This window comes from Streptomyces sp. NPDC093252 (genome assembly GCF_040683675.1).
Lineage (GTDB): Bacteria > Actinomycetota > Actinomycetes > Streptomycetales > Streptomycetaceae > Streptomyces.
Map to the genome: position 1 here is coordinate 20,702 of NZ_JBFBEM010000012.1, position 26,531 is coordinate 47,232.

Consider the following 26,531-nt stretch of genomic DNA (forward strand, 5'->3'; position numbering starts at 1 on the left):
TCCACCGGACCTCGCTCAGGGCCGCCTGGCGGCGACAACCACGCCGCATCCGTCACCCTCCCTCCTCCCCCCCCTCCCCCTCACCCACACCCCGCCCTGCGACCGGATCGATGACCTCAGTGCCCGTGTCCGGGTTCCCGGGCGGGGGCGCGGGCCGTCACGAAGTGGCTCAGCCGGTAGACGGTCGGCAGCGCCAGGCGCCCGCACAGCGTGTCGATCCGGATCATCGCCCCGTCGACCCCTGCTTCCTGAAGACGGCGCAACCGGGTAAGCATCTCCGTCCGGTCCGGAGTCTCAACGACGACCGTCCACTGTCCCGCGTCCGGCGCCGCGAGAGCGGCAAGCCGCTGCCCCGCGTTCTCCTGCCGCCGCCTTCGCCCGCTCTGTCCTGGCACCCGGCCAGCATCACGGGCTGTCGTGAGGACGGCAAGGCAAGGGGACCGAGCACGCACCCGCCCGGTAGTCCCCCGGCAGGCCGCCACCATCAGCCCCACCACTCCCCCCCACTCCCCACCCCCCACCATCAGCCCCCGTCGCCGCCCAGCCCGTTCTCCCAGGCCCAGGCGGCGATCCCCACCCGGTTGCGGACCCTCAGCTTCGCCTGGATGTTCGCGATATGGGTCTTGGCCGTGCCCGCCGAGATGAAGAGCCTCCCGCCGATCTCGGCATTGGTGAGCCCCTCGGCGACCAGGCGGGCGATCTCCCCCTCCCGGGCGGTGAGAGGGGACAGGGTGGTGGGCGCCGCCGCTGCGGGAGCCGACGCGAGGGTCCGGAGCAGGCGGACCGTGATCTGGGGGCTGATGAGGACATCCCCGGCCATCGCCGCTCTGACCCCTTCGATCAGCAGCCCCGGCCCCGAGCGCTTGAGCAGGAAGCCGCAGGCGCCGTCGCGCAGCGCCGTGCCGACGTAGTCGTCGTGGTCGAAGGTGGTGACGACGAGGACACGTATCGGGTCGGGTACGCCGGGCCCGGAGAGGCGGCGGGTGAGTTCGAGGCCGTCCAGGCCCGGCATGCGGATGTCGGCGAGGACGAGGTCCGGGGCGAGGGTGCGGGCGAGCCGAAGGGCGGTGAGACCGTCCGCCGCCTCGCCGACGACCGTCATGTCGGGCTGGGAGCCGAGGATCAGACGGAAGCCGCTGCGGACGTCGTCCTGGTCGTCGGCGATGAGGATCCGGGTCGGGGTGGACGGCGCCATCATGCTGCCTCTTCCGTTCTGTTCTGTTCTGTTCTGTGTCGGTTCAGTTCTCATCCGGGGGTGTGACCGGCAGGGCGGCGGTGAGCCGCCAGCCGCCGTCGCCGTGCGGGCCCGCCGAGAGGGTGCCGCCGAGGGCTCGCGCGTGCTCGGTGAGGGCGGGGAGGCCGAGGCCGCCACGAGCGGCACGGCGTCGGACCGGGGCGGGGCGGGTGCCGCGGTCGTTGGTGACCCGGAGTTCCACGGTGGTGGGCGTGACCCGGAACACGATGTCGGCGCGGGCGGCGCCGGGGGCGTGCCGGCGGACGTTGGTCAGCGCCTCGACGACGATGCGGTACGCGGCGGCGCCCGCCGCGCGGGAGAGCGCCCGCGCGGCCTCAGGGGGCAGGTCCAGACGTGCCTCGGTGCCCCCTGCTGCGGTGAAGTCGGCTACGAGGGAGGGTAGTTGGGATACATCGGGCAGCGGGCGCGTGGTGGTGGACTCCTCCGGACCGTGCAGCATCTGCACCGTGCGGTCCATCGCGGCCAGGGCGCTCAGACCGGCCCTCTCAATGCGTTCCAGGGCGAGCACCGCCTGGGAGGGATCGGTGGCGGCCACGAAGCGGGCCGCCTGCGCCTGGACGACGATCCCGCTGATGTCATGTGCGACGAAGTCGTGCAGGTCGCGGGAGAGGTGGAGGCGCAGGGCGCTGCGGGTCTCGGCCACCGCACGCCGGCGCCGGAGTTCCTGACGGCGGGGGTAGGCACCGGCCGCCACCGCCGCGATCACGGGAACCAGCCAGAAGGCGGCGATCCCGATGGCCTCCAGGAAGGACTCCCCCGTCACCAGCGGCAGGGGCCAGAGGGTCACCGCGAGGGCGATCAGCGGGACGACCACCAGGAGTTCACGCGGCGGCGACCAGCGGGTGACGGCGGCCAGGAGAAGCAGGAGAACGGCGCTCTCCGCCAGCTTCCAGCCGGCCCCGGCCCCGGCATCGCCATCGCCCCCGGCCGTCGGTACGGCGAAGCCGGTGATCAGGGAGAGGGCCGCGCAGACAGCGGCGGGGCGGGCGAGTCGGCCGAGCCGCCCACGAACCCCGGCACGGCGGCGGGCGACGGCCCACACCAGCGTCCCAGCAGCCGCGATGAACGGCACAGCGCCCAGCACCGTGACGGCGGGCCCGGTCGGTTCCCCCATGGTGATCAGCGTACGGGGCACCGATCCGGCGGGGCTCTCTGCCGAACGGCGGAGAGCGACCGGCCGACCGCGCGATCTCTGTGCCGACCGGCGGATGGGATCCAGAGGCGCCGACGGTGAGGCTTGAGCCGATCCACCGATCAAGGCAATCCACCGATCCACCGATCGAGCCGAGCAAGCCGGTCCACCGATCAAGGCGACACCGACACAGACACCGACACACCCCAGAGCAAGGGAGTTCCGCATGCGCGACCTCACGTCCGGAGTCACGGCGACCATCGCGGCCCGCTTCGGGCAGGACGCGGCCGAACCCGCCCCCGCAGCCCAAGCGACCCCCGCCGCCACCGCCGCCCCCGAGAGGTTGCCGCAGCCCGCCCTTCCGCGCAGCCCGGACGAGCGGGCCACCATGACTGACACCCCGCCCGCGTCCACCCGACCGCCCGCACCGCAGGTCCCCCGCTCCATCCGCCTGGTGGCACACGCCGCCGCACTGACCCTGGTGCCGTCCGGGCTGTGGCGTATCGCCGTTGCCCTGGGCTGGGACTCCGGATTCACCGATGAGGTCCTGGGCCCGGAGAACTTCCCCGGCGAAGGGTCCCCCTATCTGATCGGACTCAGTCTGTTCGCCGAGGTGCTCGGCCTGCTCACCCTGGGCCTGATCCACCGCTGGGGCGAGGAACTACCGGGCTGGGTACCGTTCCTGGGCGGTCGGCGCATTCCCGTACCGGTCGCGGTGATCCCCGCCTCGCTCGGCGCGGCCCTCGTCACCCTCATCACGGTGACCGGCGCGTTGAGCTGGAACGACGCGGACAACATGGGCGCCGCCGGATCCCCCGAGGGCGGCCACTACTGGCTGATGACCGCCTGCTATCTGCCACTGCTGGCCTGGGGGCCGCTCCTCGCGGTGGTCACCGTGGCCTACTACCGACGCCGACGGGCTTACTGAGTCAGCCTTCCGGCAACGGCGGGCGGGCCCACTGAGTCGCCCTACCCCCAGCGGCGGGCCCGCCGCCCCCGACAGGCAAACACCTGCCCCTCGGCGGCAGTTCGGCCCCCACCCGCCCCGGGGCGACCAGCCACCCCCCTTGCTACGATTCGGCCACTTGTGCGAGGGCATGGGCCCTCACAGGGGAGGAATCCACACGTGGGCAGACACGCCCCGAGACGGGGCGGGTTCGCCGCCGCCGTCTCCTCACTCGCGGTCATGGTCACCGTCACCGCCGCGTCCATCGCCACCACGCCCGTCACCACCCTGCCGGACCCCCAAGCCGCCGCCGCCCCACCGGCGACCGCCACCACCGGCATCACCGCCACCACCGCCACCACCGGCATCACCGCCACCACCGCCACCACCGGCATCACCGCCACCACCGCCACCACCGGCATCACCGCCACCACCCCCCACACCACCGCCACCACCACCCTGACCGCCCCCGCCTCCACCACCCCCCGCACCGACCGCCCCCTCATCGAGGGCGACACGGGATTCCTGCACCGGCAGACCGGCCGGACCGGGCTGCTGTGGACGGACCACGCGACCGGCGGGACCGTCACCGTCGAGAACGCCGACGGCACCGTCTACCTCCCGGGCACCGGCTGCACGGGCGTCGACTCGGCGTGCCGCACCGCCTGGTTCGGCTCGGACTCCGACCTGGTCGCCCTGCCGACCGCGACGCCCACCGCGCAGATCACCCTCTGGGACCCGGCGACGAGCCGCTCCGAGGCCGTCACCTGGGACAGCGCCCGGGGCACCTACCGGGCCCTCGCCGGACGCACGATCGTCACCGCCTCCTCGCTGCTCGACCGCACCGGCGGCGAGTGGCGGGTCCGCCGGGTCACCGGCGAGGCGACGAACCTGGGCAGCAACGGCGTCCACGCGGCGGACTCGGCGGGTGTGCTCGGCTCGGACGGCGGACGCACCACGCTCTACTACATCGACCTCGCCACGGCCGTGAGCACCAAGGTGTTCACCGGCCTCCCCGCCACCACCCACCCGCTGCTGAGCGAGGACCGCATCGGCTGGTACGCGCCGAACACGGCCGAGCTGCACCTGAAGTCCCGTACCGACCCGACCGCCGCCGAGCGGGTCGTCCGCCTGCCCGCCAACCCGGGCGAACTCGACGGGGACCCGGTCCTCGTCGGCGACTGGCTGCTGCTGCCCCTGACCTCCCCCGCCCTCGGCTCGCGCCTCCTCGCGGTCGATGTGAACGACCCCTCGGTGCAGCGCACCCTGCTGACCAGCGCCGGGAACCACACGCTCGCGGCGGGCGGCGGCGGCGCGCTGGTCACCGGCGGCACCGGCGCCGCCGACTGGTGGGTGTGGCGGGTGACCGAGGACGCGGACGGCACCCCGCTCATGCGGAAGGTCTGGCAGATCCCGGCGACCGAGAACACGAAGCGGGGCATCGCGCTCAGCCGCGGCAGCCTGCGGGTCGCCGAGCACGACCCGACCGCCGGCGCGATCACCACGTCCCTCCGCAGCCTGACCACCGACAACGCCACGACCCTGACCGCATCCGAGCCGGTACCGGACGCACGCGTCTCCGCCGCCCGCTGCGCCTACCCCGGCACCTTGTGCAACACCCTCTGGGGCAACCTCGACGCCGAGGACGTCCACCTCGACGGGGGCGGGGGCAACCCGGAGTCCGGCAGCACCGAGGACCGGCTGGTCCGGCTCGGCACCGGCGGCGCCCTGGAGTTCGGCGGACGGGGCGGGCGCATCGTCGACGTCTCCGACGACTACGCGGTCTACGACTCCGGTGGCACCGCCCCGTCCCAGTACGTCGGCGAGTTCGGCCAGGGCCAGCTCCTGAAGCGGTCCGTGCGGGCCGCCGCCCTGAACGGCCCCACCCTGTGGAGCGCCACCACCACCCCGGGCAAGCTCACCTCGTACGACCTCCCCGGGCAGCGGACCCTGAGCACGGTGACCGTGCCGGGACTGGCCTGCGTGCCCAGCGAACTCCAGGCGGCCGGACGCTGGGTGTACTGGGCGTGCGGGACCGCCTCGGCGGGCGTGTACGACAGCAAGGCCGGTACGGCGAGGGCGGTCGCCCCCGGCGATGTCCTGCTCGGCGACGGCTTCACCGTCCGCCACGACCACGGCGCGAACACCCTCGTACTCACCGAGGCGACCACCGGCACCACCCGCACCCTCGCGACCGGCCTGCCCACCACGGGCACGGGCACGGGCACAGACGCACCCATGGACCGCCGGTTCCGCTGGACGGTCGACGAGTACACCGGCCTGGTCGCCTGGTTCGACGACTACGACCGCACCCGTGTCGCCACCACCGGCATCGCCCCCTCCCCCGTGACCGCCTTCGACTCCTCGGCCGGGGACCGTGTCGCCCCCGGCACCCCCTTCCAGGGCCGCTGGGTCCTCTCGCGCCCGGTCACCTCCTGGTCGCTCACCCTCACCTCCCTCCAGAGCGGTGCGAACGGCAGGGCCACCCGCACCCTCACCGGCACCGGAACCCCCGCCCGCGCCGCCGTCACCTGGAACGGCACGACAGCCAACGGAGCCCACTTCCCCACCGGCGGCTTCTCCTGGACCCTGCGGGCGACCGGCATCGGCACCGCCACTCCGATCACGGTGACCAGCGGCAAGGGCACCCTGGCCCGCGGGGCCGCGGTCCGCCGGGACTTCGGCGGCCCCGACGGTCCCGACGGCCGCGGCGACCTCCTCACCCTGACCTCCTCGGGCGGCCTGACCCTCCACACCTCCACCGGCACGGGCAAGCTGGGCACCAAACTCACCGGCACCGGCTGGCCCACCACCATCACGGCCGTCCCCTTCGGCGACCTCAGCGGCGACCGCTGCAACGACGTCCTGGTCCGCTACAGCAGCGGCGCGCTGCGCCTGTACAAGCCCGGCTGCGGAGCCGCGCCCAAGCCATCGACGCCGTACACCACCCTCGGCACCAGCGGCTGGACCCAGTACAACGCCCTCACCTCGCCCGGCGACGTCAGCGGCGACGGGCGGCCCGACCTGATCGTCCGGAGCGCGTCCACCGGAGCGGTCTACCTCTACAAGGGCACGAGCACCGGAAAGCTCTCCGCCCGCATCAAGCTCTACGACAACTGGAAGAACTACAAGAAAATCATCGGCACCGGCGACCTCACCGGCGACGGCAGGCCCGACCTCCTCGCCCAGGACTCGTCCAACACCGTCTACCGCTACAACGGCAAGGGCGACGGCACCTTCGCACCCCGCACCAAGGTGCTGACGAACTGGGGCGGCTCCTACAACGCGGTCATCGGCGTCGGCGACATCACGGACGACGGCCGCCCCGACCTGATCTCCCGCGACACCGGCGGCACCCTGTGGCGCAACAACGGCGACGGGAAGGGGTCGTTCGGGGCACGGACGAAAATCGCGAGCGGCTGGAGCACCTACCGGGCACTCGGCTAGCACCCGCCTCTCGGGGGCCTCGCACCGACTCCGGGTGCGAGGCCCTTCCTGGAACGCGGGTGCGAGGCCCGTCCCGGGACGCGGGTGCTACGGCGTGCCGCGCGGGTCGCCCACTGCGGCGGGCCCGGGAGCGCCGGGCTCAGCGCCCACGCCGGCCCGGCAGCGGGGGCAGCGGCACGGCGGCCAGCGGTCGGAGATCAGCATCAGTGGCCCGGGAACCTCTCGGAACACACGCCGGACGACAGGACCCTTCCGCCTGCCGTCCGGGCCGACCCGGTAGGTCTCGATGGTCATGCGCGAGTCGCGCGGCTCGGGGCGGACGCCGCCGTTCACCGGGCCCACTCCCCACCCTCGCCAGCGAGCACGTACGGGCGGATCAACGCCGTACCGGCCCCGTCCATCAGGCCGCACAGCCCGTACGGGGACCGGGGCGCACGAGACCAGGCGGCGGCACAGGCAGCGGGCGCGTACGGACACCGCGCGACTGGCTGCGCGGCCGGACGGGCACCGACCCGGCGCTTCCCCTTGCCCGGCAGTAAGACGCCCAGCACCCCAGCCAGGAGCGGGCGGATAGGCTTCAGCATGTTGACCTGCTTCTGTCAGGTTGACCACGCCCCCGGACGTTTGCCCGTCGCGGGGGTCCTTGCTCTCCCCACGCTGTCGAACCGCCGCGAACTGCGGGAGTTGACCGGCGTTGACTAGACTCGACAGTCAACGGTCAACACCTTCCGGAGTGGCCATGGACGAATTTCCGACCCGGGCGCGCGCGGCCCTGGCCGCTCAGGGCGTGAGCCTGCGGGGTGCCGCCAGAATCCTGAACTACGACGTGTCGTATCTGAGCCGGGTACTCAACGGAAAACAGCGACCGTCCCTCTCCCTGGCAAAAGGACTCGACAAACTACTCGGCACACAAGGCGAGTTAACAGAGGCGGCTGCGCGAGAGCGGCGGACCGCTGGAGCACGATCGAGCGAACACCAACCTGTCCTGCGGCAGGAGCATGCAGGGGATTTCGCTCACACCATTCGCGAAATGTCCCGGCATCTCATCGCCCTCGACAACAAGATGAACGGCCTACCCATCGCCGAAACGGCCGCCAGCTCCTACAAGTCGGTGCATCGCCGCATAGGCGAAGGCATTCATACCCAGAGGGAAGAGCGCGACATCCAGTCGGCCGCGGCAGAGTTGGCTGAGATTTCCGGGTGGGCTCTGTTCAACGCGGGGAGGTTCGACGCAGCGTGGCGCTTCAACCAGGAGGCCCTGTTTCTCTCGAACCTGTGCGGCGATCGCTCGATCGAGCTGATCTCCCTACAGAATCAGGCAATGCTGTCGGGCTGGGTCGGGCGGTCGCGCGAGGAATTGGCGATTTCCAGGTCCGTCCTCGACAGAGGGCCGCTCGTACCTACCGTTGAGGCCATTTTCCGGGCCAGGGAGGCACAGGGCCTTGCCGGATCGGGGCTCGGCTCGGAGGCTCAAAGGACCTTCGGGCGTGCCCGCTCGCTCCTTCAGGAAGGCGCACCGGAGGACGGGCCGCACTGGGCATGGTGGATCACGGAGCAGGAGATTGACCGGCAGCAGGGCAGGGCGCTGCATGAATCCGGGGAATCACGTCAGGCGATCCCCATCCTGGAGAGGGCACTGACCCCTGCCGGTACTGCTGAGGTCGGGTATCGGAACGTTGCCGCTGTACGTCTGCTGGCCTGTCTGCTCAAGGAGAAGTCATGGCAGGCGGCAGAGGAGGAGGGGACGAGACTCATCCACGCCATCAACGAAATGTCATCCGTGGTCAGCCTGAATCTGCTGTCAGCCGTGGCCCGTGAAGGTGACGAACTGCCGGGCGCTCCAATGGGGGTGCGGGACGTCCTCCATCACATCGCTGATGCACTCAAGGAGGACCCCTACGCGTTCTAGCCCCGGTAACAACGGAGTTGGGGACGCGAGTCACTCCAGCGGCCAAGTGCCTGCCGCAGACGTCGTCACCGAGTGCGTGTGAGGGACGCTCCTCCACCACGGTACGCCGGTGCTGTCCTCGGTCCGGGGTTCGAGGACAATCGCGTTGCGGTCCGCAGGCGTGCCGCGTCAGCAGTCGCGCCCGGCGAGATCGGCCGACCCTGGCTCGGGGCCCCGCACCCACTCGGGGTGCGGGGCCCCTCCCGAAACACGGGTGTTACGGAGTGCCGCGCGGGTCACCCTCGGCGAGGCACTCGAACCCGCCCGCCTCCCGGTACTCGAAGGTACGGCAGCCCTGATGCCCGTCGTGGAGCACGCAGGCCACGTCCTCCGGGGCGGCCACGCTCCCAGGCACGCCGTCTTCCACCCACACCTCCCCATGGCCGGCATCGCCCAGTTCCCGGGGATCACTGGTGCCGGGTAGGTGCGCGAGCATCAACGCGCCCAGATCGACCGGCATCCGGCTCCGTGCACCGCAGCGCCGACGATGCTGTCTCTTGTCCGGGAACATCGCGTCACACCTCCCGTCCGGTGAACCCGAGAGTGCCGGGCTGCGCATCCACGCCGGTCCGGCAGCGGGGACAGCGGCACGGCGGCCAGCGGTCGGAGACCAGCATCAGCGGCCCGGGAACGCCGTAGAACACCCGCCGCACGACGGGGCCCTTCCGAGTGCCGTTCGGGCCGACCCGGTACGTCTCGATCGTCATCCGCGAGTCGCCTGGCTCGGGCCGGGTACCGACGTTCACCGCGTGCCTCCCCGGCCCTCAGAAGCGAGCGCATAGGGCCGGGTCAACGCCGTGCTGGCCTCGTCCAGCAGGCCGCACAGCCCGTACGGCGACCGGCGCACGCCACCCCTCACGGCGGCACAGGAGCCAGGCACGTACGGACACCGCGCGGACGTCTCAGAAACCGGACGGGCCCCCGCCCGACGCTTCCCCTTACCAGGCAGTAAGACGCCCAGCACCCAAGCCAGGAGCATGCGGATAGGCTGCATCATGTTGACCTGCTCTCCAGGTTGACCACGCCCCCGGACGTTGGCCCGTCGCGGGGGTCTTATGGAAGCCGCACATCACCACGGCGAAATCAGTGACGCGTCACTACGTCGTCACTCACCGCACACATGCATAGTCCACCGGTGGACTAGTCATGTCAAGACCGGCGCAGAAAAGGCCCCCGCCAACGGCGAGGGCCCGTAAACCAGTTCGACATCTGCCGATCAGTCAGACATCGCATACTCCTCCGTGCGCGCCCATCGGCCCGCCGGAGTAATGGCCACCTCGTAGGCCAGCGGCTGGCCGTCCGCGTCGTAGGAGACATGGCGCACTTCGGCCACGGCCGCCGGAGCCTGGAGCTTCAGCAACTCCCGTTCCCGGTCCGTCGCGAGTCGCGAAGTCCACCAGTCGCGACCGGTGTGCGGTCGTCGGCCGGTCTGCATCTCGACGTAGCGGGTCGTCCCCTCCCGTACGCGCTCACGCTGAAGCAGCCGTGGTGCGGCCTCGGCGACGGCGGACGTGAACCACGAGTAGCTCATGGAGGTCGGCTGCTCACCCTCGAAGGTCACCCGCTCCCTGCGGGCCACCTGGTCGCCCGGGTTGACGCCGAGTGCCGTTGCCGCATCGTCCGGAGCGGGCACCATGTCCGCCCCGAGGATGTCGGCGTGTTCACCGGCCGTGTAGATGTGGCCGGTGGCCACGGCCGTTCGGTATCGCTCGCCGGCCGTGCGAGCGAGGGGTGTCCGCTGCCGGACGCTGCTTCCCGTGCCCTGCCGTGTCTCGATAAGACCCTCGTTACGGAGAACTTCAAGCGCCCGCACCACAGTCGCACGCGCGACCTGCCAACGCTCCGTCAACTCACGCTCGGATGGCAGCGCGTCGCCCGGCTTGATCTCGCCCCGGACGATGCGCCCCCGCACATCGGCTGCGATCTGGTCGTACTTCGGCAGTGCCATAACTGACTTCCCGTCGACTGGTGGACTGGTCCAGTAGGCATGTTCAAGTAGGCGTTGACGGGAGTCAAGGCGTGTCCGGGTATCGAGCTACAGAGAGCTACGGCGGGCGTGGACAACCCCGGCCCCGGCAGCACCGGGGTTGTCGTCGCCGAATCAGGGCTCCCGCCCCCGTTCAGGTGGCGTACACACTCACCCCCGACAACTGCCCGGCGGGCCACCCCGTGTTCGCGGTGATGTGGATACGGACGTATCGCGTGGTCGCGGGGGCGGAGAGGGTGATCGTGGTCGTGTTGCCCGTGGACGGGTTGAAGGTGCGGCCCGTGGTGGGGGAGAGGGTGGTGAAGGTGGTGGCGTTGGTGGAGCCGAGGACGGAGAGGGTCTGGGTGCGGGTTGCCCAGGCGGGGTTGGGGGGCAGGGTGAGGACGAGGCGGGTGATGGTGAGGGGCGTGCCCAGGTCGATCTGGAGCCACTGGGGGAAGGCGTTGTTCACGCTCTCCCAGTAGGTGGCGGGGTCGCCGTCGACGGCGTTGGCGGGGGCGTAGACCTGGGTGTGGCCGCTGGCGGTGGCGGGGCGGCGCAGGGCGAGGTCGCCGGTGGGGGGCTGGGGGCCGCCGGGGTAGGGGACGGTGGGGCGTACGGCGGTCAGGGCGAGCTGGCCCTTGAGCATCCGGCCGCCGTCGGCGGTGAGGCGGAGGTAGTAGTCGGAGGAGCAGGCCGTGCCGTCCTCGTCCAGGGCGCGGATGCCGGACCCGGTGGGGATCTGGGCCTGGGTCTCGGCGGTCTTGGCGATCTGGTTGCCCTCGTTGAACTCGTCGAACATGGAGATGTAGAAGCCCTGCACCCCGAGGCCGGTGAGGTTGTAGAACTGCCGCCACATCAGGTCGCCGTGGCGGCGGTGGCCGGACTGGAGGTCGCCGGGGATGACACAGGGCTGGTAGTCGACGCCCCGGGCGGCGCAGTCGGCGAGGTCGGGGGTGTTGAGGTCGCGCAGGAAGCGGTCCGCGCCGGCCACATCGGTGATCCGGCCCACCATCCAGGGCGAGATCATGTCGAAGGAGCGGTACACGTCCTGGAAGCCGGGGCGGGAGTCCTCGATGCCGTTGCGCCAGTGCGTGGGGACGCCTCCGATGACGTAGCAGCCCTGCGCCTTGAACCAGTCGACGACGTCCTTGCAGGGCGCGGGGGTGAAGGGGCGGCCGGGGTCGCTGAAGCCGAAGCCCCAGATGCAGACGACGGGTTTGCCGTTCTGGCGGGCGTAGGCGGCGGACGCGGTGTGCGCCCGCATCTTGTTCGTCCAGTCCTCCTTGATCTGGCTCTGCATCGCGGTCCAGTCGGTGACGTCGTACATGATGTAGAACTTCCGGCCGTACGCCTCCGCCGACTGCCGGACCTTCTGCGCCATGCCGTCGCGGGTGGGTCCCTCGGCGCCGAAGGGGTTGAAGCGCTGGAGCGCGGCGGTGTCGCAGCCGTGGTCGCGCATCCACTGGAAGTGGGTGTCCACGGTCTGCTGGTCCCAGGAGGAGAAGAGCGCCGCGGGCTGTCCGTTGCCGAGGTTGGCGTACGCCGTGTTGTAGGTCCGGGTCAGGTCCCGCAGGTCGGGCCAGGAGACGAGGGTGGTGTTGGTGGGGGACGGGGGCTGGGAGGCGTTCTGGCTCCAGTGCCACCAGGTGTTGATGGGGGCGCCGTCGCCGATGCAGGCGAACCAGCCCTGATAGCCGACGGTGATCTTGCCGACGACATCGCCCGGCGGTGACGCGGCGACGGCGGGGGCGGAGGTGAGGGTGCCTGCGGTGGCGGCGGCGGCCGTGCCGATGACGGCCGACTTGATGACGGTTCGCCTGGAGATGCTCACGGATTCCTCGCATGGCCATGGGGGATTGGTTTCGAGGTACGGGCGAGCATCAAACTATGGACTTGTTCGTGCACAGACAAGAAGAGTGCATGAAAATTCTTGACAGGAGATCACAAGATACTGACATCACCACCCGGCGGGCGCTCCTCGCGTACGAAGGCGAGGATCAGCTCCGCCACCCGCTCGGGGTACTGGTCGTGCGGATAGTGGCCCGCGCCCTCGATCAGTTCCAGCCGCCCCAGCCCGGACGGCAGCGCGGCCACGATCGCCGCCCCCTCGGCGCCCGGGTCGGCCCAGTCGGGATCCGCGGTGCCCATCACGACGAGCACCGGCGCCCGTACGGCGCCCAACCGCGCGCCCGCGTCCGCCGGGTCACTGCGCCCCATCCCCCGCAGCGCCGCCATCCGCCCCGGCTCGCGCAGCAGCGCGTCGATCCGGTCCAGCCGCCGCCCCCAGTCGTCCGGCCGCACCCCGGGATAGGCGACCTCCAGATACGACCGCCACAGCCGCGCGCTGCCGAACAGCCCGGCGCCGAGCAGCCGCAGCATGCCGCGCCGGAACCGCCTCACCCGCAGATCGCCGGGGCGCACCGACTGCGCACGGGTGAACGGCGCCAGTTCCACGACCGCGGAGACCAGCGCGGGTTCGCGTGCCGCGGCGATGGTGGCGGCACCGCCGGAGATCGAGTGCCCGACGAGCACGGCCGGGCCGCCGCCCAGATGCCGGATCAGGGCGATCAGGTCCCCGGCGAGGGCGGTACGGCTCCATTCCGGCCAGTGGGCGCTGGACTCCCCGCAGCCCCGCAGATCGACGGTCGCGACCCGGTACCCGGCCGCCACCAGCACCGGAGTGACGGCCCGGTAGGCGGCCCGGCCGTCCCCCATGCCGTGCGCGAGCACCATCAGCGGTCCGGTTCCCGCCACGTCGTAGGCGAGGGTGCCGCCGTCGAGGTGGAGGTGGTGGGTTTTGGGGGTTCCCGGGGTTCCGGAGATTCCCGGGGTTCCGGAGATTCCGGAAGGGGGAGAGGGGCGGTCGTCGTCCATGGGGATCTCCGGGGGGAGGAAGGGGGAAGGGGGAAGGGGGAACTGGTGGGGCGGCGGTCGATGAGCAGGCTAACGTCATTAGCCATACATTCAAGCTAACGACATTAGCCAGCTCTGTCAATCAACGAGGCGCCGCCCCTCAGACACCGCCCCGCACGCCCAGTTGCGCGGCAGCGGCCCGTACCGTCTGGGCCAGGAGCACGGCGATGGTCATGGGGCCAACCCCGCCCGGCACCGGGGTGATCAGCCCGGCCCGGGTGCGGGCGGTGTCGAAGTCGACGTCGCCGATGTTGCCCGGGTTGTACCCGGCGTCGACCACCACCGCGCCGGGCTTGAGGTCGGCGCCGCCGATCAGCCGGGGCCGCCCGACGGCCGCGACGACGATGTCCGCCTCCCGCACGATCGCCGCCAGGTCCGCCGTCCGGGAGTGGCAGTACGTCACCGTGGCGTCCTGGGCCAGCAGGAGCATGCCGGCCGGCTTGCCCAGGATCGCGCTGCGGCCGACGACCACCGCGTGCCGCCCGGCGAGGGGGACCTCGTACTCGGCGAGCAGGCGCATGATGCCGCCCGGGGTGCAGGAGACGAAGCCGCCGGGGAGGCCGAAGCTCATCGCGGCGAAGGAGTGGGTGGTGACTCCGTCGACGTCCTTGGCGGGGGCGATGGCCTCGAAGGCGGCGCGCTCGTCGATGTGCGGGCCGCAGGGGTGCTGGAGCAGGATGCCGTGGACGTCGGGGTCGTCGGAGAGGGCGGTGAGGGTGGCGACGAGTTCGGCGGTCGTGGTGGTCGCGGGGATCGGGATGTGCCGGGAGCGGATGCCCGCCTTCGCGCAGCGGGCGCGCTTCATACGGACATAGGTGGCGGAGGCGGGGTCCTCGCCTACCAGGACGGTCGCGAGGCAGGGAGTGGTGCCCGTCCGCCGTGCGATCTCCGCCGCGGTGGCGGTCGCCTCGGCGACGATACGGCGGGCGGGGACGGTGCCGTCCATGAGACGGGCGGTGGTGTGGGTGTCGGTCTGGGGCTGGGACATGGTGGTTGCCCTCCGGGCAAGTGCGGACCACTCGCCCAGGCGCACGGCAGCCACGACATCCGGTCGGGCCGCTCCCCGGTGGTGCTCCACCTCAGCGCCAGTCACGGCCTGGGGCCACTGTACGCCGGTGCGCGCCGCCCACCCCGTCCGCTCCGCCCGCCCCGTCTACTCCGTCTCGTGGACGTGCGGTTGGGTCGTCGGGGGTTCGGCCGGGCGGTCCCGGCCGCCGTCCCGGCCGGTGACGACCACGGCGGCCAGGGCGATGACGACGGCCGCCGCGGTGAGGCGGCCCGCCGCGCGGAGGGTCCAGGCGGGGAGGCGGACGTTCCCGCCGGGGGCGGGGAGGCGTTCGGAGGGGCGGGCGGGGCGCAGGAGGCGGAGCAGGAGAAGGGCGGCGACGGGGATCTGGAGGAGCCAGAGGGCGGTGCGCGGCCAGGAGCCGTACCAGACGTTGGTGCCGTAGAGGAGGGTGTGCCAGACGCTGAGGACATAGACGACGATGACGAAGCGGTGCAGGCGGCGCCAGGTGGTGGTGCCGATGCGGTGGCGGACGTAGAAGAGCAGGCCCAGGGGGATGGCGAGGTACAGGGCGCCCTGGCCGATGGGGATGGCGGTGCGGCCGGTGCCGGAGTCGTACCAGCCGGGGACGAAGGAGTCGGCGAAGCCGGTCCACAGACGGGCGGCCCAGCCGAGCTTCTCCTCGTAGCGGACGAGTTCGGCGGCGAACATCAGGGCGTGGGCGGCCATCAGGGCCATGGTGGTGAGGCTGGTGGTGCGGTGCCAGCGTTCCAGGGTGCGGTGGCGGCGGCCGACACCGGGGCCGGACAGGACCAGGCCCAGCATCACCGTGCCCCACGCCCACAGCAGGCCCGACCAGCCGAACGCCTGGCTGAGCAGATACATCCAGTACTCGGCCGGGTCGCTCATGAACGGCATCACCGCGACCGTGTCGGAGGTCCCCGACTCCATCCGCGCCCAGAAGAAGACGAACACCGCCGCCGTGACGGCGACGGCCGCGCCCGCGTCCGGGATCGCCGCCCGCAGGTCGGAGCGCAGGGTCACCCGGCGATCGACGGGGCGCGTCCCCGCCGCCGGTTGCTCGGCGGTCCCCGCCAACGCCTCAGGCTGTGGCTCCGGCGATTTCTCCGGTGACTGCTCCGGCGATATCTCTGGCTGCATCGTGACGACTCCTGCTCGGCTGGGGGCGATCGAGGGGCGTGCCTCAGGAGTCGGACGGACGGGGGGTTGAGTTCCCGGGGTGACCCAACTCCCTTCTGGCCGGGCCCGGTTCCCCCCGCGTCCCGCCCGCCCTATCATCCTTCCCGGCGCTGTCATGGACACGTCGTTGAGCCTCCATCCGCCCCACCCCGCCCCACCCCGCCCCACCCGTCTCCACCCCCGCTCCATGCACACCCCCCATCCCCCACACCCCCCACAGGGGCCCGCAGAGTGAGGAATCGGATCATGCTTCGACGTACCTTCACCGGTATCGCCGTCGGCGCGGTGTTCGCCGTTCCGGTCGTGGCGTTCGGTGCCGTGCCCGCCGCGGCTGCTCCGGCCGCCGTCGCGGCCGTGACCACGCTCACCTACGACGACAGCACCGCCGCGGAGTTCAAGCCGCAGGTCACGCAGGCCGTCGGCATCTGGAACAGCTCGGTGAGCAATGTCCGGCTCGTCAAGGCCACCGCCGGTCAGCGGGTCAACATCCGGGTCACCGCGGACAACGGCTGGCCCCGCGCCAACCTCGGCCCGGTCCGCACCACCGGCACGGTCACCGTCTGGGTCGGCCGCGAGGGCGTCACCGCGGGCTACAACGTCGTCCGGATCGTGACCCATGAGCTGGGCCACAGCCTGGGGCTGCCGGATGTGAAGCCGGGACCCTGCTCCTCCCTGATGTCCGGCTCCACGGGTGGCGTGAGCTGCAACAGCGTCACCCCGAACGCCGCCGAGGCCGCCCGGGTCGAGCAGAACTACGCCTCGGCCGCCGCCGCGACCGCCGGTCTGCCGTCCGGGTCCGGGGTCGTGGTGCGGGACGCCGCGCACTAGGGAATCCGGACCACGCCCGGTTCCTCCACAACGCGGCGGTGGTGACCGTGCGTGTCGTCGTCGCCGCCGCGGCCGGACGGGCGCTGTGCACCGCGCCCGTCCGGCGGGGTGTCCCGGGCTGCCCGGGAACCCGATGGTGGCCAGAATCGTTTGCAAGGTTCCACAGCAAACTGAGGAGTGGCCGCATTGTCCGCCAGACCGACGGACCCCCCGGGGCACAGTCCCCGACCATCCCGCCATAGCAGTCAGGACGCAGAGCGCGGCACCCGGCGGGGTGGTGTTCGATGAGTGCCGTTCAAGCCTGGCTGGGGCTGCTGGCCGTACTCGTGCTCACCGCCGGTACGGGTTACTTCGTGGCCCAGGAATTCGCCTATGTCTCCGCCGACCGGCTCGCCCTCGCCCGTCAGGCCGAGCGCGGTGACCGCGCGGCGGCCCGTGCGCTGAAGGTGCTCGGACGGCTGTCGTTCATGCTGTCGGGCGCCCAGCTCGGCATCACCGTCACCGGACTGGTCGTCGGCTTCATCGCCGAACCGTCCGTGTCCGCCCTGCTCGGCCCGGTGCTGACCGGGATCGGGGTGCCCGAGGGCGCGGTCGGTTCGATCTCCGTGGTGCTGGCCTTCGTCGGCGCGACCGTCGTCCAGATGGTGCTGGGCGAGCTGGCGCCGAAGAACCTCGCCATCGCCGTGCCCGACCGGCTCGCGAAGTCCCTGTCCGCGTCCACGCTCGCCTACCTCAAGATGGTCGGGCCGGTGATCCGGATCTTCGACGGGGCCGCCAACCGGCTGCTGCGCCGGATCGGCATCGAGCCCGTCGAGGAGCTGCACCACGGGGCCACCCTGGAGGAGCTGGGCCATCTGATCGGCGAGTCCCACGAGCGGGGCGAGCTGCCCCCGGACACCGCCGCCCTGCTGGACCACGCCCTGGAGTTCTCGGAGCGGACCCTCGACGAGGTGATGGTGCCGCGCGCCGACGCCGTCTTCGTCCGGGAGGACGCCTCCGCCGCCGACGCGATCGGCCTGATCGGCCGCCACGGCCACTCCAACTACCCGGTCCTCGGCGACCACCCCGACGACATCGCCGGGGTGCTCGGCGTACGGGAGCTGATGGCGCTGCCCGCCGGGCGGCTCACCGGCACCACCGCCCGCACCCTCGCCCGGCGCCCGCTGCTGCTGCCGGACACCCTGCCGCTGCCGGACGCGGTGGCCCGGATGCGGGAGCTGGACGACGAGTTCGCGGTCGTCCTGGACGAGCACGGCGGAGTCGCCGGGATCGTCACGTACGAGGACATCGCCGAGGAGCTGATCGGCGACATCGCCGACGAGTCCGACACCGTCACCGCGCCCGCCGTCCCCGACCCCACCGGCGGCTGGCTGGTGGACGCCCGCCGCCGCCTGGACGAGATCGCGGAGGCCACCGGCATCACCCTGCCCGAGGACGACGACTACGACACCGTCGCCGGACTGATCGTCGACCGCCTCGGCCGCTTCCCCGCGATCGGCGACCGGCTCACCGTGGACCTGCCGGCCGGCGGCGGCCGGGCCGCCATCGAGGTCCGCACCCTGGACCGCCATGTCCCGGCCCGGGTACGGCTCGTACACCTCCCGCAGCCCCCGGACGACGACAACGGCCATCACAGCCATCACGGCCATCACGCCGATGACAGCCATGACAGCCATGACAGCCATGACGGCGATGACGACGACCCGAAGGACGGCCTGTCATGAGTTTCCCGATGGCCCTCTTCGTCACCGTGCTGCTGCTCATCGGCAGCGGCTTCTTCGTCGCCGCCGAGTTCGCGCTGGTCGCGGCCCGGCGGCACCGGATCGAGAAGGCGGTCGCGCGGGGCGAGCGCGGTGCCAGGGCGGCGCTCGCCGGGATGCGCGAGCTGTCGCTGATGCTGGCCGGCGCCCAGCTCGGCATCACCGTGTGCACCCTGGGACTGGGCTCGGTCTCCAAGCCCGCGATCTCCCACGAACTGGACCCGCTGCTGCACCGCCTGGGCCTGCCCAGCGCGCTCAGCTACGCCGTCGCCTTCGCCATCGCGATGATCATCGTGGTGTTTCTGCACATGGTCGTCGGGGAGATGGCCCCCAAGTCCTGGGCCATCGCCCACCCCGAGCGGTCGGCGATGCTGCTCTCCCCGCTCTTCCGGGGCGTGGTGCGGCTGGTGAGGCCGCTGATCCTGGTCCTCAACCGGATCAGCAACGCGCTGGTACGGCTGTGCCGGGTCACCCCGCGCGACGAGCTGGCCTCGGTCCACAACCGGGAGCAGCTCACCCATCTGGTCACCGAGTCCGAGCGGCTCGGCCTGATCAGCGGCACCGACTCGGACCTGCTCACCCGGACCCTCACCGAGCCCGAGACCCCGGTGAGCGCGCTGAGCGTCCCGGCCGCCGGGATCACCTCGGTGGACGCGGGCGACGGCATCGACACGGTCCTGCGGGTCGCGGCCGGCTCCGACCGGACCCGGCTGCTGGTCCGCGACGCCGACGGCGCCGTCCTCGGCTCGGTGCACGCCCGGGACGCCCTGGTCGCCCGCGCCCAGGGCCGCACCTCCGACGCCCGCGCCCTGGCCCGTCCGGTGCCGGAGCTGGCCGAAACCACCACGGTCGCCGACGCCATCGAGCTGCTGCGCACCCGGCGGGCCTCGCTGGGTGTCGTCCGTGACGCGGACGGCCGGCTCACCGGCCTGGTCTCGCTGGACGATCTGCTGGCCCGGTTCCTCCAGCCGCAGGAGGTGTGACGGGGCACCACTGGGCGTCAGCGCAGGCCCAGGCAGCGCAGCCAGGTGCGGGAGCGGCCCTCCGGATCCGCCGCCGTGAGCAGCGCGCAGAGCACGCCGGGGGCGCCGCCGAGGAGGCCCATGTCGGCGGCGGCCAGGGCGGGGAGCTCCCCAGCGCGGTCGGTCAGATGGGTGGTGAGGCGGGTGCGCAGGGCCGCCGCGCCCCGGTGGCGGGCGTGGCGGTGGAAGGCGTCCGCGACGGCGAGGACCCCGGCGGCGCCGTGGCAGCAGCCGAGGCGGTCGGTGGGCGGGTCGCCGTACAGGTGGAACGACTCGTCGTAGTGGTCGCACAGGGTGGTGAAGGCCCCCGCCGCCCAGTCGGCGGTCTCCCGGTCGCCGGTCGCGTCCGCCGCGTCCCACAGGGCCCAGCAGATGCCGGGGGCGCCGTAGCACCATGCCTGGCGGGCGCGGGCGCCCGGGGGCGGGGGGCCGTCGAGTCCGGCGCCGTCCCAGCTCGTGACGGAGCGGGCGTCGGGGAAGGACTGGGCGGTCAGCCAGTGGGCGAGGTGGCCGATCGCGCGGGTGAGGGCGGGGGGCGGGTCCCCGGTGCGGCGGGCGGCGGCGGTGAGGGCGGTCAGCAGGCCCGCGGCGCCATGGCCCATGCCGGTGTTCACCCGGCCCTCCAGCCAGTCCAGTTCGGGGAAGCGGGCGTCGCGTCCGGCGCGCAGCCGCCTCAGGTCCGGATCCGCGCACAGCAGGGTGAGATGGTCCAGGAGGGCGGGGGGCGGGGCCGCGTCGGTGAGCAGCAGCGCCTGGAGGGTGCCCGCGGGGCCCATGATGAAGTCGTAGTCGGTGATGGTGACTTCGGTGGTGCGGTAGGGGCGGGGGGCCGCCAGATGGGCGTGGAGGCGGTCGGCCGGGCGGTCCAGGGCCGGGTGCAGCAGGGCGCCGAGCCGCAGGCCCGCCAGGGTGCCGGCCAGCCCGCCGCTGAACAGACCGGGGTGGCCCGAGCCGCGTCCGGCGGTACGGGCCCAGCTCGCGACCGCGGCGGCGGCGACGGCGGTGGTCTCCGGGTCGTCCGGGCGGGCGGTGGCGAGGAGCGCGGCGAGGGCGGGGACGCCCGGGTCGGCGGTGTCGGGGGTGGTGTGTGGGGCGGTGGTGTCGGGGGCGGCGGTGTCGGGGGCGGCGGCCGGTCGCTCTCTGGCTCTGGCCCGCGTCCAGTCCCGCAGCACGGTGACGGCGAGCGCGGTGAGCGCAGTGGCCTCGGGGGCGGTGGCCCCGGGGGCGGTGGCCCCGGGGGCGGTGGCCCCGGGGGCGGTGGTGGTGGCGGGTGGGGCCATCTGGCGTGCTTCTCCCGGGAGTTCACGGCGCGGGGGGCTGCGCGGGGGGCTGCGGGGGGGGCTGCGAGGCGGGGGGCTGCGAGGGGGGGCTGGGGCGGGTGCGCCGGCGACTGAAGTCGAGGGCGCACCCGCGGCTCAGCGGCTCAGTGAGTCCGTCGGTCAGTGAGTTCGTGGCTCATTGAGGGCGTGAGTCAGTGAGGGCGTGAGCCGGGATCAGCAGACGCTGAGGACGCTACAGACCAGGATGGTGCAGATGCCGACCGTGTTGGCGGCGGCGGTCTCACCCAGCTCCGTGTCGGTGATCCGGGTCTCCAGGTCGGTGATGAGGTTGTCGAGGTCGTTCGTGTCGATGGAAGGCATGACGTTCTCCATTCGGTTCGAGCGGTTTTTTTGGGGTGGTGCCGACCCCGGTCGGATTCCGGGGCGTTCTGGGGTCAGCCGCGCAGCGCGGCTGCTGCCGCGTCGACCAGGGCGTCGACGCCGCTGCCGGGGAGGAGGTCGGGGGTGTACGGGGATCTCAGGAGCAGTTGGGCGGCGCCGGGGCCGTCGCCGGGGTGGGCCGGGTCCGTCAGGAGGTGGGCGCCGGGCGCCGGGAGCGCCTCCTCGATCAGCAGTCCGCCCCCCTCGTGCCGGGCGCGCAGCCGGTCGAGGGTGCGCAGGGCGGGCAGCGCGTCGAAGTCCATCGGGGTCTGGGACTCGGACGGGCGGCCCGGGGCGGGGTGCGGCCGGACGAAGCCGTGGCGGGGGATGCCGGTGCGGGCGCGAAGCGCGGCCAGATGGATCAGCTTGTCCCGGTCGTCGGCCTCGGGGTCCCACAGCAGCGCGTCCGGCACCCGGTGGGTGGCCGGGGCGACGACCACCCGTCCGCCGCCCACCGTCAGCCGGGGCACCCGGGCCGCCGCCGGGAAGGCCGCCGCCAGCCCGTCGAGCCGCAGGATCGCGGCGGTCCCGGGGTGCCGGGCCGTCAGCAGCACCCGCAGGACCTGGTCGTACGGCGGCACCGGGGTGCGGGTGGCGTGGTGCAGCGGCACGATCCGCACCCCGTCCGCCTCGGCGATCACCCGGTCGCCCTCGCGGCGCAGGGTGATCCGGTCCAGCGGCAGGTGCCGGGCCCCGTCCGGCGAGGTGGTGCCGTGGTACGGGGCCGGGTCCGGGTCGCCCGTCCACAGCGAGGTGAGCAGGGGGCGGCGTACGGCGTTGGCGGCGCGCTCGGCCAGCGGCGGGACGAGGACCTCCACGAACCGGACGCGCGCGGCGCGTTCCACGGCGGCGAGGAAGGCCCGGTAGCGGGCGGTGTTGCCGTAGCCGCCGGGGGTGAGGGCGTCGAGGGTGTCGGCGAACCGGGCGTCCAGGACACCGGCCGGGGACGCCGACTCCAGCACGGCGAGGGGCCCGCCGTCCGCCGCGAGGGGCCGGACGAGGCAGTCCAGCGGCCAGGGCGGCAGCGACTCCTGCGCCTTGGGGGCGCCGAGCCGGTCGAGCAGGGCGTCGTCGAGGTCGACGGACCCGGCGTCGAGCCGCCCGGCCAGATGGGCGAGGAGCTGGGCGTAGCCGGAGCCGGGGGTGCGGGCGGGGGGCCAGCCGGAGTAGAGGGAGGCGGCGGCGGTCGCGGTCGGCGCGGGCCGCTCCTCGCCGGGGCCGGGTTCGTCCAGGGCGGTGAGGAAGGAGGCCAGGGGGCGGGGCTCGGTGGTGAGGCCGGGCAGGGGGTCCGGCCGGTCGCCGGGGGTCCCGGGGGTGTCCGCCCGGCGCAGGGCGTCGATCCGGGCGACCGTGCGCAGCGCCGCCTGGACGGCGTCGGCGGCCTCGGCGGGCACGGTGAGGGGGCGGCGGGGGCGGGGGGCCTCCGCGGGCGCTGTGAGGGGGCGGCGGGGGCCGGGGGACTCGGCGGGCACGGTAAGGGGGCGGCGGGGGCCGGGGGCCTCGGCGCGGCGGTAGGAGTCGAGGAACCAGTCGGCGGGGACGGCCGGGGCGCCGCCGGGCCAGGGGGTGGGGTGGGGCAGGACGGGGCCGGGCGCGGTCCAGTTGCCGCGCACCCGGCGGGGCACGGCGCAGCTCTCCAGGACGCCGAGCCGGTGCAGATGGGCGAGGAAGTCCCGCAGCGCCCGTCTCGCGGTGTCCGCCCGGTCGCCGGTCATCCCCCCGAGCAGCTCCGTCTCGATCTCGCCCAGGGGCCGGGGCCCGGCGGCGAGCCGCGCGACGACGGCGTCCAGCGGCCTGGTCCGGACGAGCCGCACCCGGCGGAGGGTGCCAGGGCGGTCGGGGTCGAGCACAGCGCAGGTCAGGTGACCGGGGGTGGGGGTGGGGGTGGCGCTGCCGCTGGTGGACTCCGTGCCGGGGGTGGACTCCGTGCCGGGGGTGGACTCCGTGCCGGGGGTGGATTCCGTGCCGGGGGTGGTGAAGTGCAGGGCGGTGACGGTGATGAGGGTCGCCGGGTCGGCGGTGGTGAGGTCGAGGGCGGTGAGGCGGGTGCGGAGGGTGTGGACGTTGTGGGAGACCTCGGCGGCGAGGTCGGTGAGGTGGGCGCCCGGGGGGAGCAGGGGGAGGTTCAGTGCACCCGGTACGCCGGTTGCACCCGGTACGACCGGTAGGGCCGCGAGCTGGCCCACCCAGTCCCTCGGGGTCGTCTTCGCCGCCGCGCGGGCCAGCGCCCGCCACAGGAAGGTGCAGGTCTTGCGCAGCCGCGGGCTCGACCAGTGCTCGCCCCGGGCGAGCCGGCGCCCGGCCGTGCCGGTCAGTTCGGGGGCGGTGGAGTCGAGGAAGACCCGCAGCACGGGCCGGGTACGGACCGCGTCCCAGCACAGCGCGCCGACCCGCTCCCACTCCTCGGCGGTGGCGGCGCCGAGCGCCTCGTACTCCTCGGCGAGCGCCCGGTCCGCCGCGGACAGTTCGCGGGCCCGGTGCCGGAGCGCGGCCGGGACCTCGGGGACGCCGGTCAGCAGCCGGTCGTCGGCGGGGCCGGGGGCGGCGCCCGCGTGCAGACGGCGGCGCAGGGCCAGGACGGCGCCGCGCGCCGGGGTGCCGGCGGGGAGTCGGGGGACGACGGTGGTGCCGAGGTCGTCGGCGAGTGCGCGGGCCCGGTCGGCGAGGTCGTGCCGGGCGCGGTGGTGGGCGGCGGCGCGGGCGGACAGCGCGGGGTTGCCCGCGGCGGCCCAGACGGAGGCGGGGAGCCCGGCGGCACGGAGGAGGGCGGTGCCGTGGGCGGGGAGGGGGTGGGACGGGGTCGGGGACTGGGCCGGGGTCAGGGCCGGGGCGCAGGAGCAGCCGTCCGGACAGCCGCCACCCGTACACCCGGCCGTACAGCCACCCCCCGTACACCCGCCACCCGCGCACCCGCTCGGCGGGCCACCCGTACACCCGGTCTCCGTACGGCTATCGGTCATGGCCGCTCACCCCCACCACCGGTCGGTGCGCGGGCGGAGCCGGTTCGGCGGGGGTGCCCTCGGTCGGAGCGCCCTCGGTCGGAGTGCCCTTGGTTGGAGTGCCCCCGGTCGGAGTGCCCTCGGTGGCCAGGGCCTCGGTCAGCAGGCGCTGGAGGGCGGCCGAGAAGCGGGCCCGGTTCCAGTGGAAGACGACGCAGTACGCGGCGGCCCGGCGGGGACCGATGGACGGACCTGCCCCGTCCCCCGTGTCGTCCCCCGCGTCGAAGTACCGCTCGCGCCAGTCCAGGGCGGCGCGGTGGACGGCGGTGCGGTGGGTGTCCAGGGCGCGGCGCCGGGGTTCGGGGAGTCCGGCGGTCAGCCGGTCCCGGTCCAGGCGCCAGAGGCGCTGGATGCCGTCGATCGCCCGGTCCACCCCGCGCTGCCGGGCCGCCTCCCCGCCGAGGGCGCGGCCCGCCTCCTCGCGCAGGGTGCCCCAGACGCCCCGGTGCTCCCAGCCGACGATGCCGAGGCCGTCGAGGAGTTCGCGCAGCAGGGTGAGGGAGTGGCGCCAGTCGGCCGGGGCGGTCAGGGGGCGGGCGGCGTGATGATCCAGCCAGGCCAGGGAATCGGCGGTGAAGAGGGAGTGCACCCAGGGCAGTGCGCCGGGGCCGCCGAAGAGATAGGACTCGGGTTCGTAGACCGCGCGCCGGGGATTGCCGAAGATTTCGGGGTGTTCGGCCATGCGCCGGGTCACGCGCCGGTGGAGTTCTTCGGTGGTGCGCGGGGCGGACGCCTGAAAACGCACCCGCATTCCCGGGGGCTTGTGCATGAAGAAGAAATTCACGGCGGCCCCGGAACCGAGTTCCTCCCGGGCGATCTCAGCGAGCCGGGCGTAGAGCGCGGGGTACGCCGACGCGTCCGGCGGGGCGAGATTCAGTTGCGTCCAGCCCGCTCCGGCGTGGTCCGCGCGGAGGGCGGCCAGGCCGGCGGCGACGAATCTGTGCCGGGCGTCGCGCCGTCCGTCCGCGTCGGGGGGCACCGGGACGGCGCCGTCCTCCCCGGCCGTCCGCACCTCGTGCAGACAGTCGGCGAGAAACCGATCCAACGGAATCATCCGGCACCTCACCCCCTTTCTCCATCCATTTCGACCTCTCGGGCTGCTTCGAGTTTCCCCGGTATTGGGCGGCGCCGAAAGCACGATTTCTGGTCACCGGGGGCGTGGATTCACGGCGTTATTCATTCCCCAGAGCCCTGGACGTATGTTCATATTTACGGCCGGTCATTGACCGAGGGTCCGCCACTTTCGGGGTATTGCGGGACCCGGAATGAAAGCGCTGAAGAACCCCGCGCCCCTCAGGGGCCCTCAGAAAAAGGGAATTCCCCCACCCCGAACTCACCGCCCCCCGTCCCCCGCAGCCCCCTTCGCCCCACCCGCCCCCCCTGTCCCCCGCCCGGCCACCCCGCCCGGCGTCGCGATCTCGCCCACGGACGCGTGACCCAGGTCACTCGGAACCCCGGGAACTCGGACCCCCCGCCGCCCGACTCCTGAGAGGACGGCCCCACCGCGGACCGCCACCACCCGCCCGACAGTTCAGCCCCCACCCGTCCACCCGACAGCTCGGCCCCCACCCGAGAGCCCCACAACCGACCGACCCCCGGAGCCCGCCGTGTCCCGTCCCACCGACCCCACCACCCCGCCCCACCGCACCACCGCGCGACGGCTGACCACCCTGGGCGCGACGCTGGTGGCGGCGGTGGCCGTCGCCACGGGCCCGGCGTTCGCCCACACCGAGGTCGAGGCGCAGAACGCGCGCGCCCTCGCCGAGAACGTCACCCTCGACTTCCACGCGGCGTCCGAGTCCGACACGTCCGGCATCAGCAAGCTGGAGGTGATCCTCCCCGAGGGCCTGACCCCCGCCGACATCACCTTCGACAAGGGCCCCGAGGGCTGGTCGTACGCCGCCACCAGCCGGGGCTACACCGTGTCGGGGCCGGAGCTGGCGGTGGGCGCGGACGCCGCGTTCTCGGTGACGGTCCGCCAGTTGCCGGACGCGGAGGAACTCGTCTTCAAGACGCTCCAGTCGTACGCCGACGGCCAGATCGACCGGTGGATCGAGCTGGAGGACACCGGCGAGGACGGCGGCCACGGCCACCCGGCCCCCACCCTGAAGCTGGCCCCGGCCGCCGCGGGCGCGACCCCCATCCCGGCGAGCCCGGCCGCGAGCCCCAGCCCGAGCACCGACCCGAGCACGGCGGAGCCCGCCCCCTCGGTGACGGCCTCCCCCGAACAGGCGGCGGCGGACACGGACGCCGGGGACGACGGCATGTCGACGGGAGCGGTGATCGGCATCGCGGCGGCGGTGCTGGTGGCCCTGGGCGGGGGCGCCTGGTGGCTGCGCCGCCGGGGGACGGGATCGGCGTAGCGGCAAGGAGCAGAAGGGGCCCGGGGCGGGGCGGTCCGCCGCG

Annotated in this window: 21 protein-coding genes and 1 riboswitch; of the genes, 7 read left to right on the top strand and 14 right to left on the bottom strand. The window is 73.3% G+C overall.

Annotated features, from left to right (window positions below; translation table 11 throughout):
* Positions 1-116: 116 nt before the first annotated feature.
* From AB0O01_RS24495 to AB0O01_RS24505, 3 genes are all read right to left on the bottom strand, one after another.
* Entirely contained in the window at positions 117-263 is a 147-nt protein-coding gene (locus AB0O01_RS24495) for a hypothetical protein (protein ID WP_365316498.1), read from the bottom strand.
* Positions 264-523: 260 nt separating this feature from the next.
* Complete coding sequence (locus AB0O01_RS24500) at positions 524-1,198, bottom strand: response regulator transcription factor (RefSeq protein ID WP_365316500.1); 675 nt, start codon at positions 1,196-1,198, stop codon at positions 524-526.
* A 40-nt stretch (positions 1,199-1,238) separates the two neighbouring features.
* Positions 1,239-2,369, bottom strand: a complete 1,131-nt coding sequence (locus AB0O01_RS24505; RefSeq protein ID WP_365316502.1) for a histidine kinase — start codon at positions 2,367-2,369, stop codon at positions 1,239-1,241.
* 244 nt (positions 2,370-2,613) lie between these two features.
* On the opposite strand from AB0O01_RS24505, the gene AB0O01_RS24510 reads away from it, so the two are divergent.
* From AB0O01_RS24510 to AB0O01_RS24520, 3 genes are all read left to right on the top strand, one after another.
* Positions 2,614-3,315: a hypothetical protein gene (locus tag AB0O01_RS24510; RefSeq protein WP_365316504.1), complete on the top strand. Its 702-nt coding sequence runs from the start codon at positions 2,614-2,616 to the stop codon at positions 3,313-3,315.
* Between the two features lie 198 nt (positions 3,316-3,513).
* Positions 3,514-6,780: a VCBS repeat-containing protein gene (locus tag AB0O01_RS24515; RefSeq protein ID WP_365316506.1), complete on the top strand. Its 3,267-nt coding sequence runs from the start codon at positions 3,514-3,516 to the stop codon at positions 6,778-6,780.
* 739 nt (positions 6,781-7,519) lie between these two features.
* Positions 7,520-8,689 carry a helix-turn-helix transcriptional regulator gene (locus AB0O01_RS24520; protein WP_365316508.1) on the top strand — a complete coding sequence of 390 codons (1,170 nt, stop codon included), beginning with the start codon at positions 7,520-7,522 and terminating at the stop codon, positions 8,687-8,689.
* A 256-nt stretch (positions 8,690-8,945) separates the two neighbouring features.
* On the opposite strand, the gene AB0O01_RS24525 is transcribed toward AB0O01_RS24520, so the two are convergent.
* The 7 genes from AB0O01_RS24525 to AB0O01_RS24555 form a co-directional block, all read right to left on the bottom strand.
* On the bottom strand, positions 8,946-9,188 hold the full coding sequence (locus AB0O01_RS24525; RefSeq protein WP_365316510.1) for a hypothetical protein: 243 nt from the start codon (positions 9,186-9,188) through the stop codon (positions 8,946-8,948).
* 55 nt (positions 9,189-9,243) lie between these two features.
* A complete protein-coding gene (locus AB0O01_RS24530; RefSeq protein ID WP_365316512.1) occupies positions 9,244-9,435 on the bottom strand; it encodes a hypothetical protein in 192 nt (63 codons plus the stop codon).
* A gap of 509 nt (positions 9,436-9,944) precedes the next feature.
* Positions 9,945-10,676, bottom strand: a complete 732-nt coding sequence (locus tag AB0O01_RS24535) for a GntR family transcriptional regulator (protein WP_365316514.1) — start codon at positions 10,674-10,676, stop codon at positions 9,945-9,947.
* Positions 10,677-10,848: 172 nt separating this feature from the next.
* Complete coding sequence (locus tag AB0O01_RS24540) at positions 10,849-12,528, bottom strand: discoidin domain-containing protein (RefSeq protein ID WP_365316516.1); 1,680 nt, start codon at positions 12,526-12,528, stop codon at positions 10,849-10,851.
* Between the two features lie 110 nt (positions 12,529-12,638).
* A complete protein-coding gene (locus AB0O01_RS24545) occupies positions 12,639-13,571 on the bottom strand; it encodes an alpha/beta hydrolase (protein WP_365316518.1) in 933 nt (310 codons plus the stop codon).
* Positions 13,572-13,710: 139 nt separating this feature from the next.
* On the bottom strand, positions 13,711-14,598 hold the full coding sequence (locus tag AB0O01_RS24550; protein ID WP_365316520.1) for a bifunctional 5,10-methylenetetrahydrofolate dehydrogenase/5,10-methenyltetrahydrofolate cyclohydrolase: 888 nt from the start codon (positions 14,596-14,598) through the stop codon (positions 13,711-13,713).
* A 26-nt stretch (positions 14,599-14,624) separates the two neighbouring features.
* A riboswitch (ZMP/ZTP riboswitch) is annotated at positions 14,625-14,713 on the bottom strand.
* A gap of 50 nt (positions 14,714-14,763) precedes the next feature.
* The gene (locus AB0O01_RS24555) at positions 14,764-15,777 is read right to left on the bottom strand and encodes a ferric reductase-like transmembrane domain-containing protein (protein ID WP_365316523.1); all 1,014 of its coding nucleotides are present in this window, start codon (positions 15,775-15,777) and stop codon (positions 14,764-14,766) included.
* Between the two features lie 285 nt (positions 15,778-16,062).
* Between AB0O01_RS24555 and AB0O01_RS24560 the strand changes: the two genes are divergently transcribed.
* The 3 genes from AB0O01_RS24560 to AB0O01_RS24570 all read left to right on the top strand — a co-directional run bounded on the left by AB0O01_RS24560 (position 16,063) and on the right by AB0O01_RS24570 (position 19,387).
* Positions 16,063-16,644: a snapalysin family zinc-dependent metalloprotease gene (locus AB0O01_RS24560; protein WP_365316525.1), complete on the top strand. Its 582-nt coding sequence runs from the start codon at positions 16,063-16,065 to the stop codon at positions 16,642-16,644.
* 284 nt (positions 16,645-16,928) lie between these two features.
* Positions 16,929-18,368 (top strand): hemolysin family protein, encoded by a 1,440-nt coding sequence (locus AB0O01_RS24565; protein WP_365316526.1) that lies wholly within the window; start codon positions 16,929-16,931, stop codon positions 18,366-18,368.
* Positions 18,365-19,387 carry a hemolysin family protein gene (locus AB0O01_RS24570; RefSeq protein WP_365316527.1) on the top strand — a complete coding sequence of 341 codons (1,023 nt, stop codon included), beginning with the start codon at positions 18,365-18,367 and terminating at the stop codon, positions 19,385-19,387. The genes AB0O01_RS24565 and AB0O01_RS24570 overlap by 4 nt, the downstream gene beginning before the upstream one ends.
* A gap of 17 nt (positions 19,388-19,404) precedes the next feature.
* Here AB0O01_RS24570 and AB0O01_RS24575 read toward each other — a convergent pair whose 3' ends face one another.
* The 4 genes from AB0O01_RS24575 to AB0O01_RS24590 all read right to left on the bottom strand — a co-directional run bounded on the left by AB0O01_RS24575 (position 19,405) and on the right by AB0O01_RS24590 (position 25,179).
* Complete coding sequence (locus AB0O01_RS24575; protein ID WP_365316529.1) at positions 19,405-20,706, bottom strand: lanthionine synthetase LanC family protein; 1,302 nt, start codon at positions 20,704-20,706, stop codon at positions 19,405-19,407.
* A gap of 213 nt (positions 20,707-20,919) precedes the next feature.
* Complete coding sequence (locus AB0O01_RS24580; protein WP_365316531.1) at positions 20,920-21,066, bottom strand: hypothetical protein; 147 nt, start codon at positions 21,064-21,066, stop codon at positions 20,920-20,922.
* Positions 21,067-21,140: 74 nt separating this feature from the next.
* Positions 21,141-24,086 carry a lantibiotic dehydratase gene (locus AB0O01_RS24585; RefSeq protein WP_365316533.1) on the bottom strand — a complete coding sequence of 982 codons (2,946 nt, stop codon included), beginning with the start codon at positions 24,084-24,086 and terminating at the stop codon, positions 21,141-21,143.
* Entirely contained in the window at positions 24,076-25,179 is a 1,104-nt protein-coding gene (locus AB0O01_RS24590; RefSeq protein ID WP_365316535.1) for a thiopeptide-type bacteriocin biosynthesis protein, read from the bottom strand. Before AB0O01_RS24590 ends, AB0O01_RS24585 begins: the two co-directional genes overlap by 11 nt.
* A 553-nt stretch (positions 25,180-25,732) precedes the next feature.
* Here AB0O01_RS24590 and AB0O01_RS24595 point away from each other — a divergent pair.
* Positions 25,733-26,488 (top strand): DUF1775 domain-containing protein, encoded by a 756-nt coding sequence (locus tag AB0O01_RS24595; RefSeq protein ID WP_365316537.1) that lies wholly within the window; start codon positions 25,733-25,735, stop codon positions 26,486-26,488.
* The last annotated feature ends 43 nt before the right edge of the window (positions 26,489-26,531 follow it).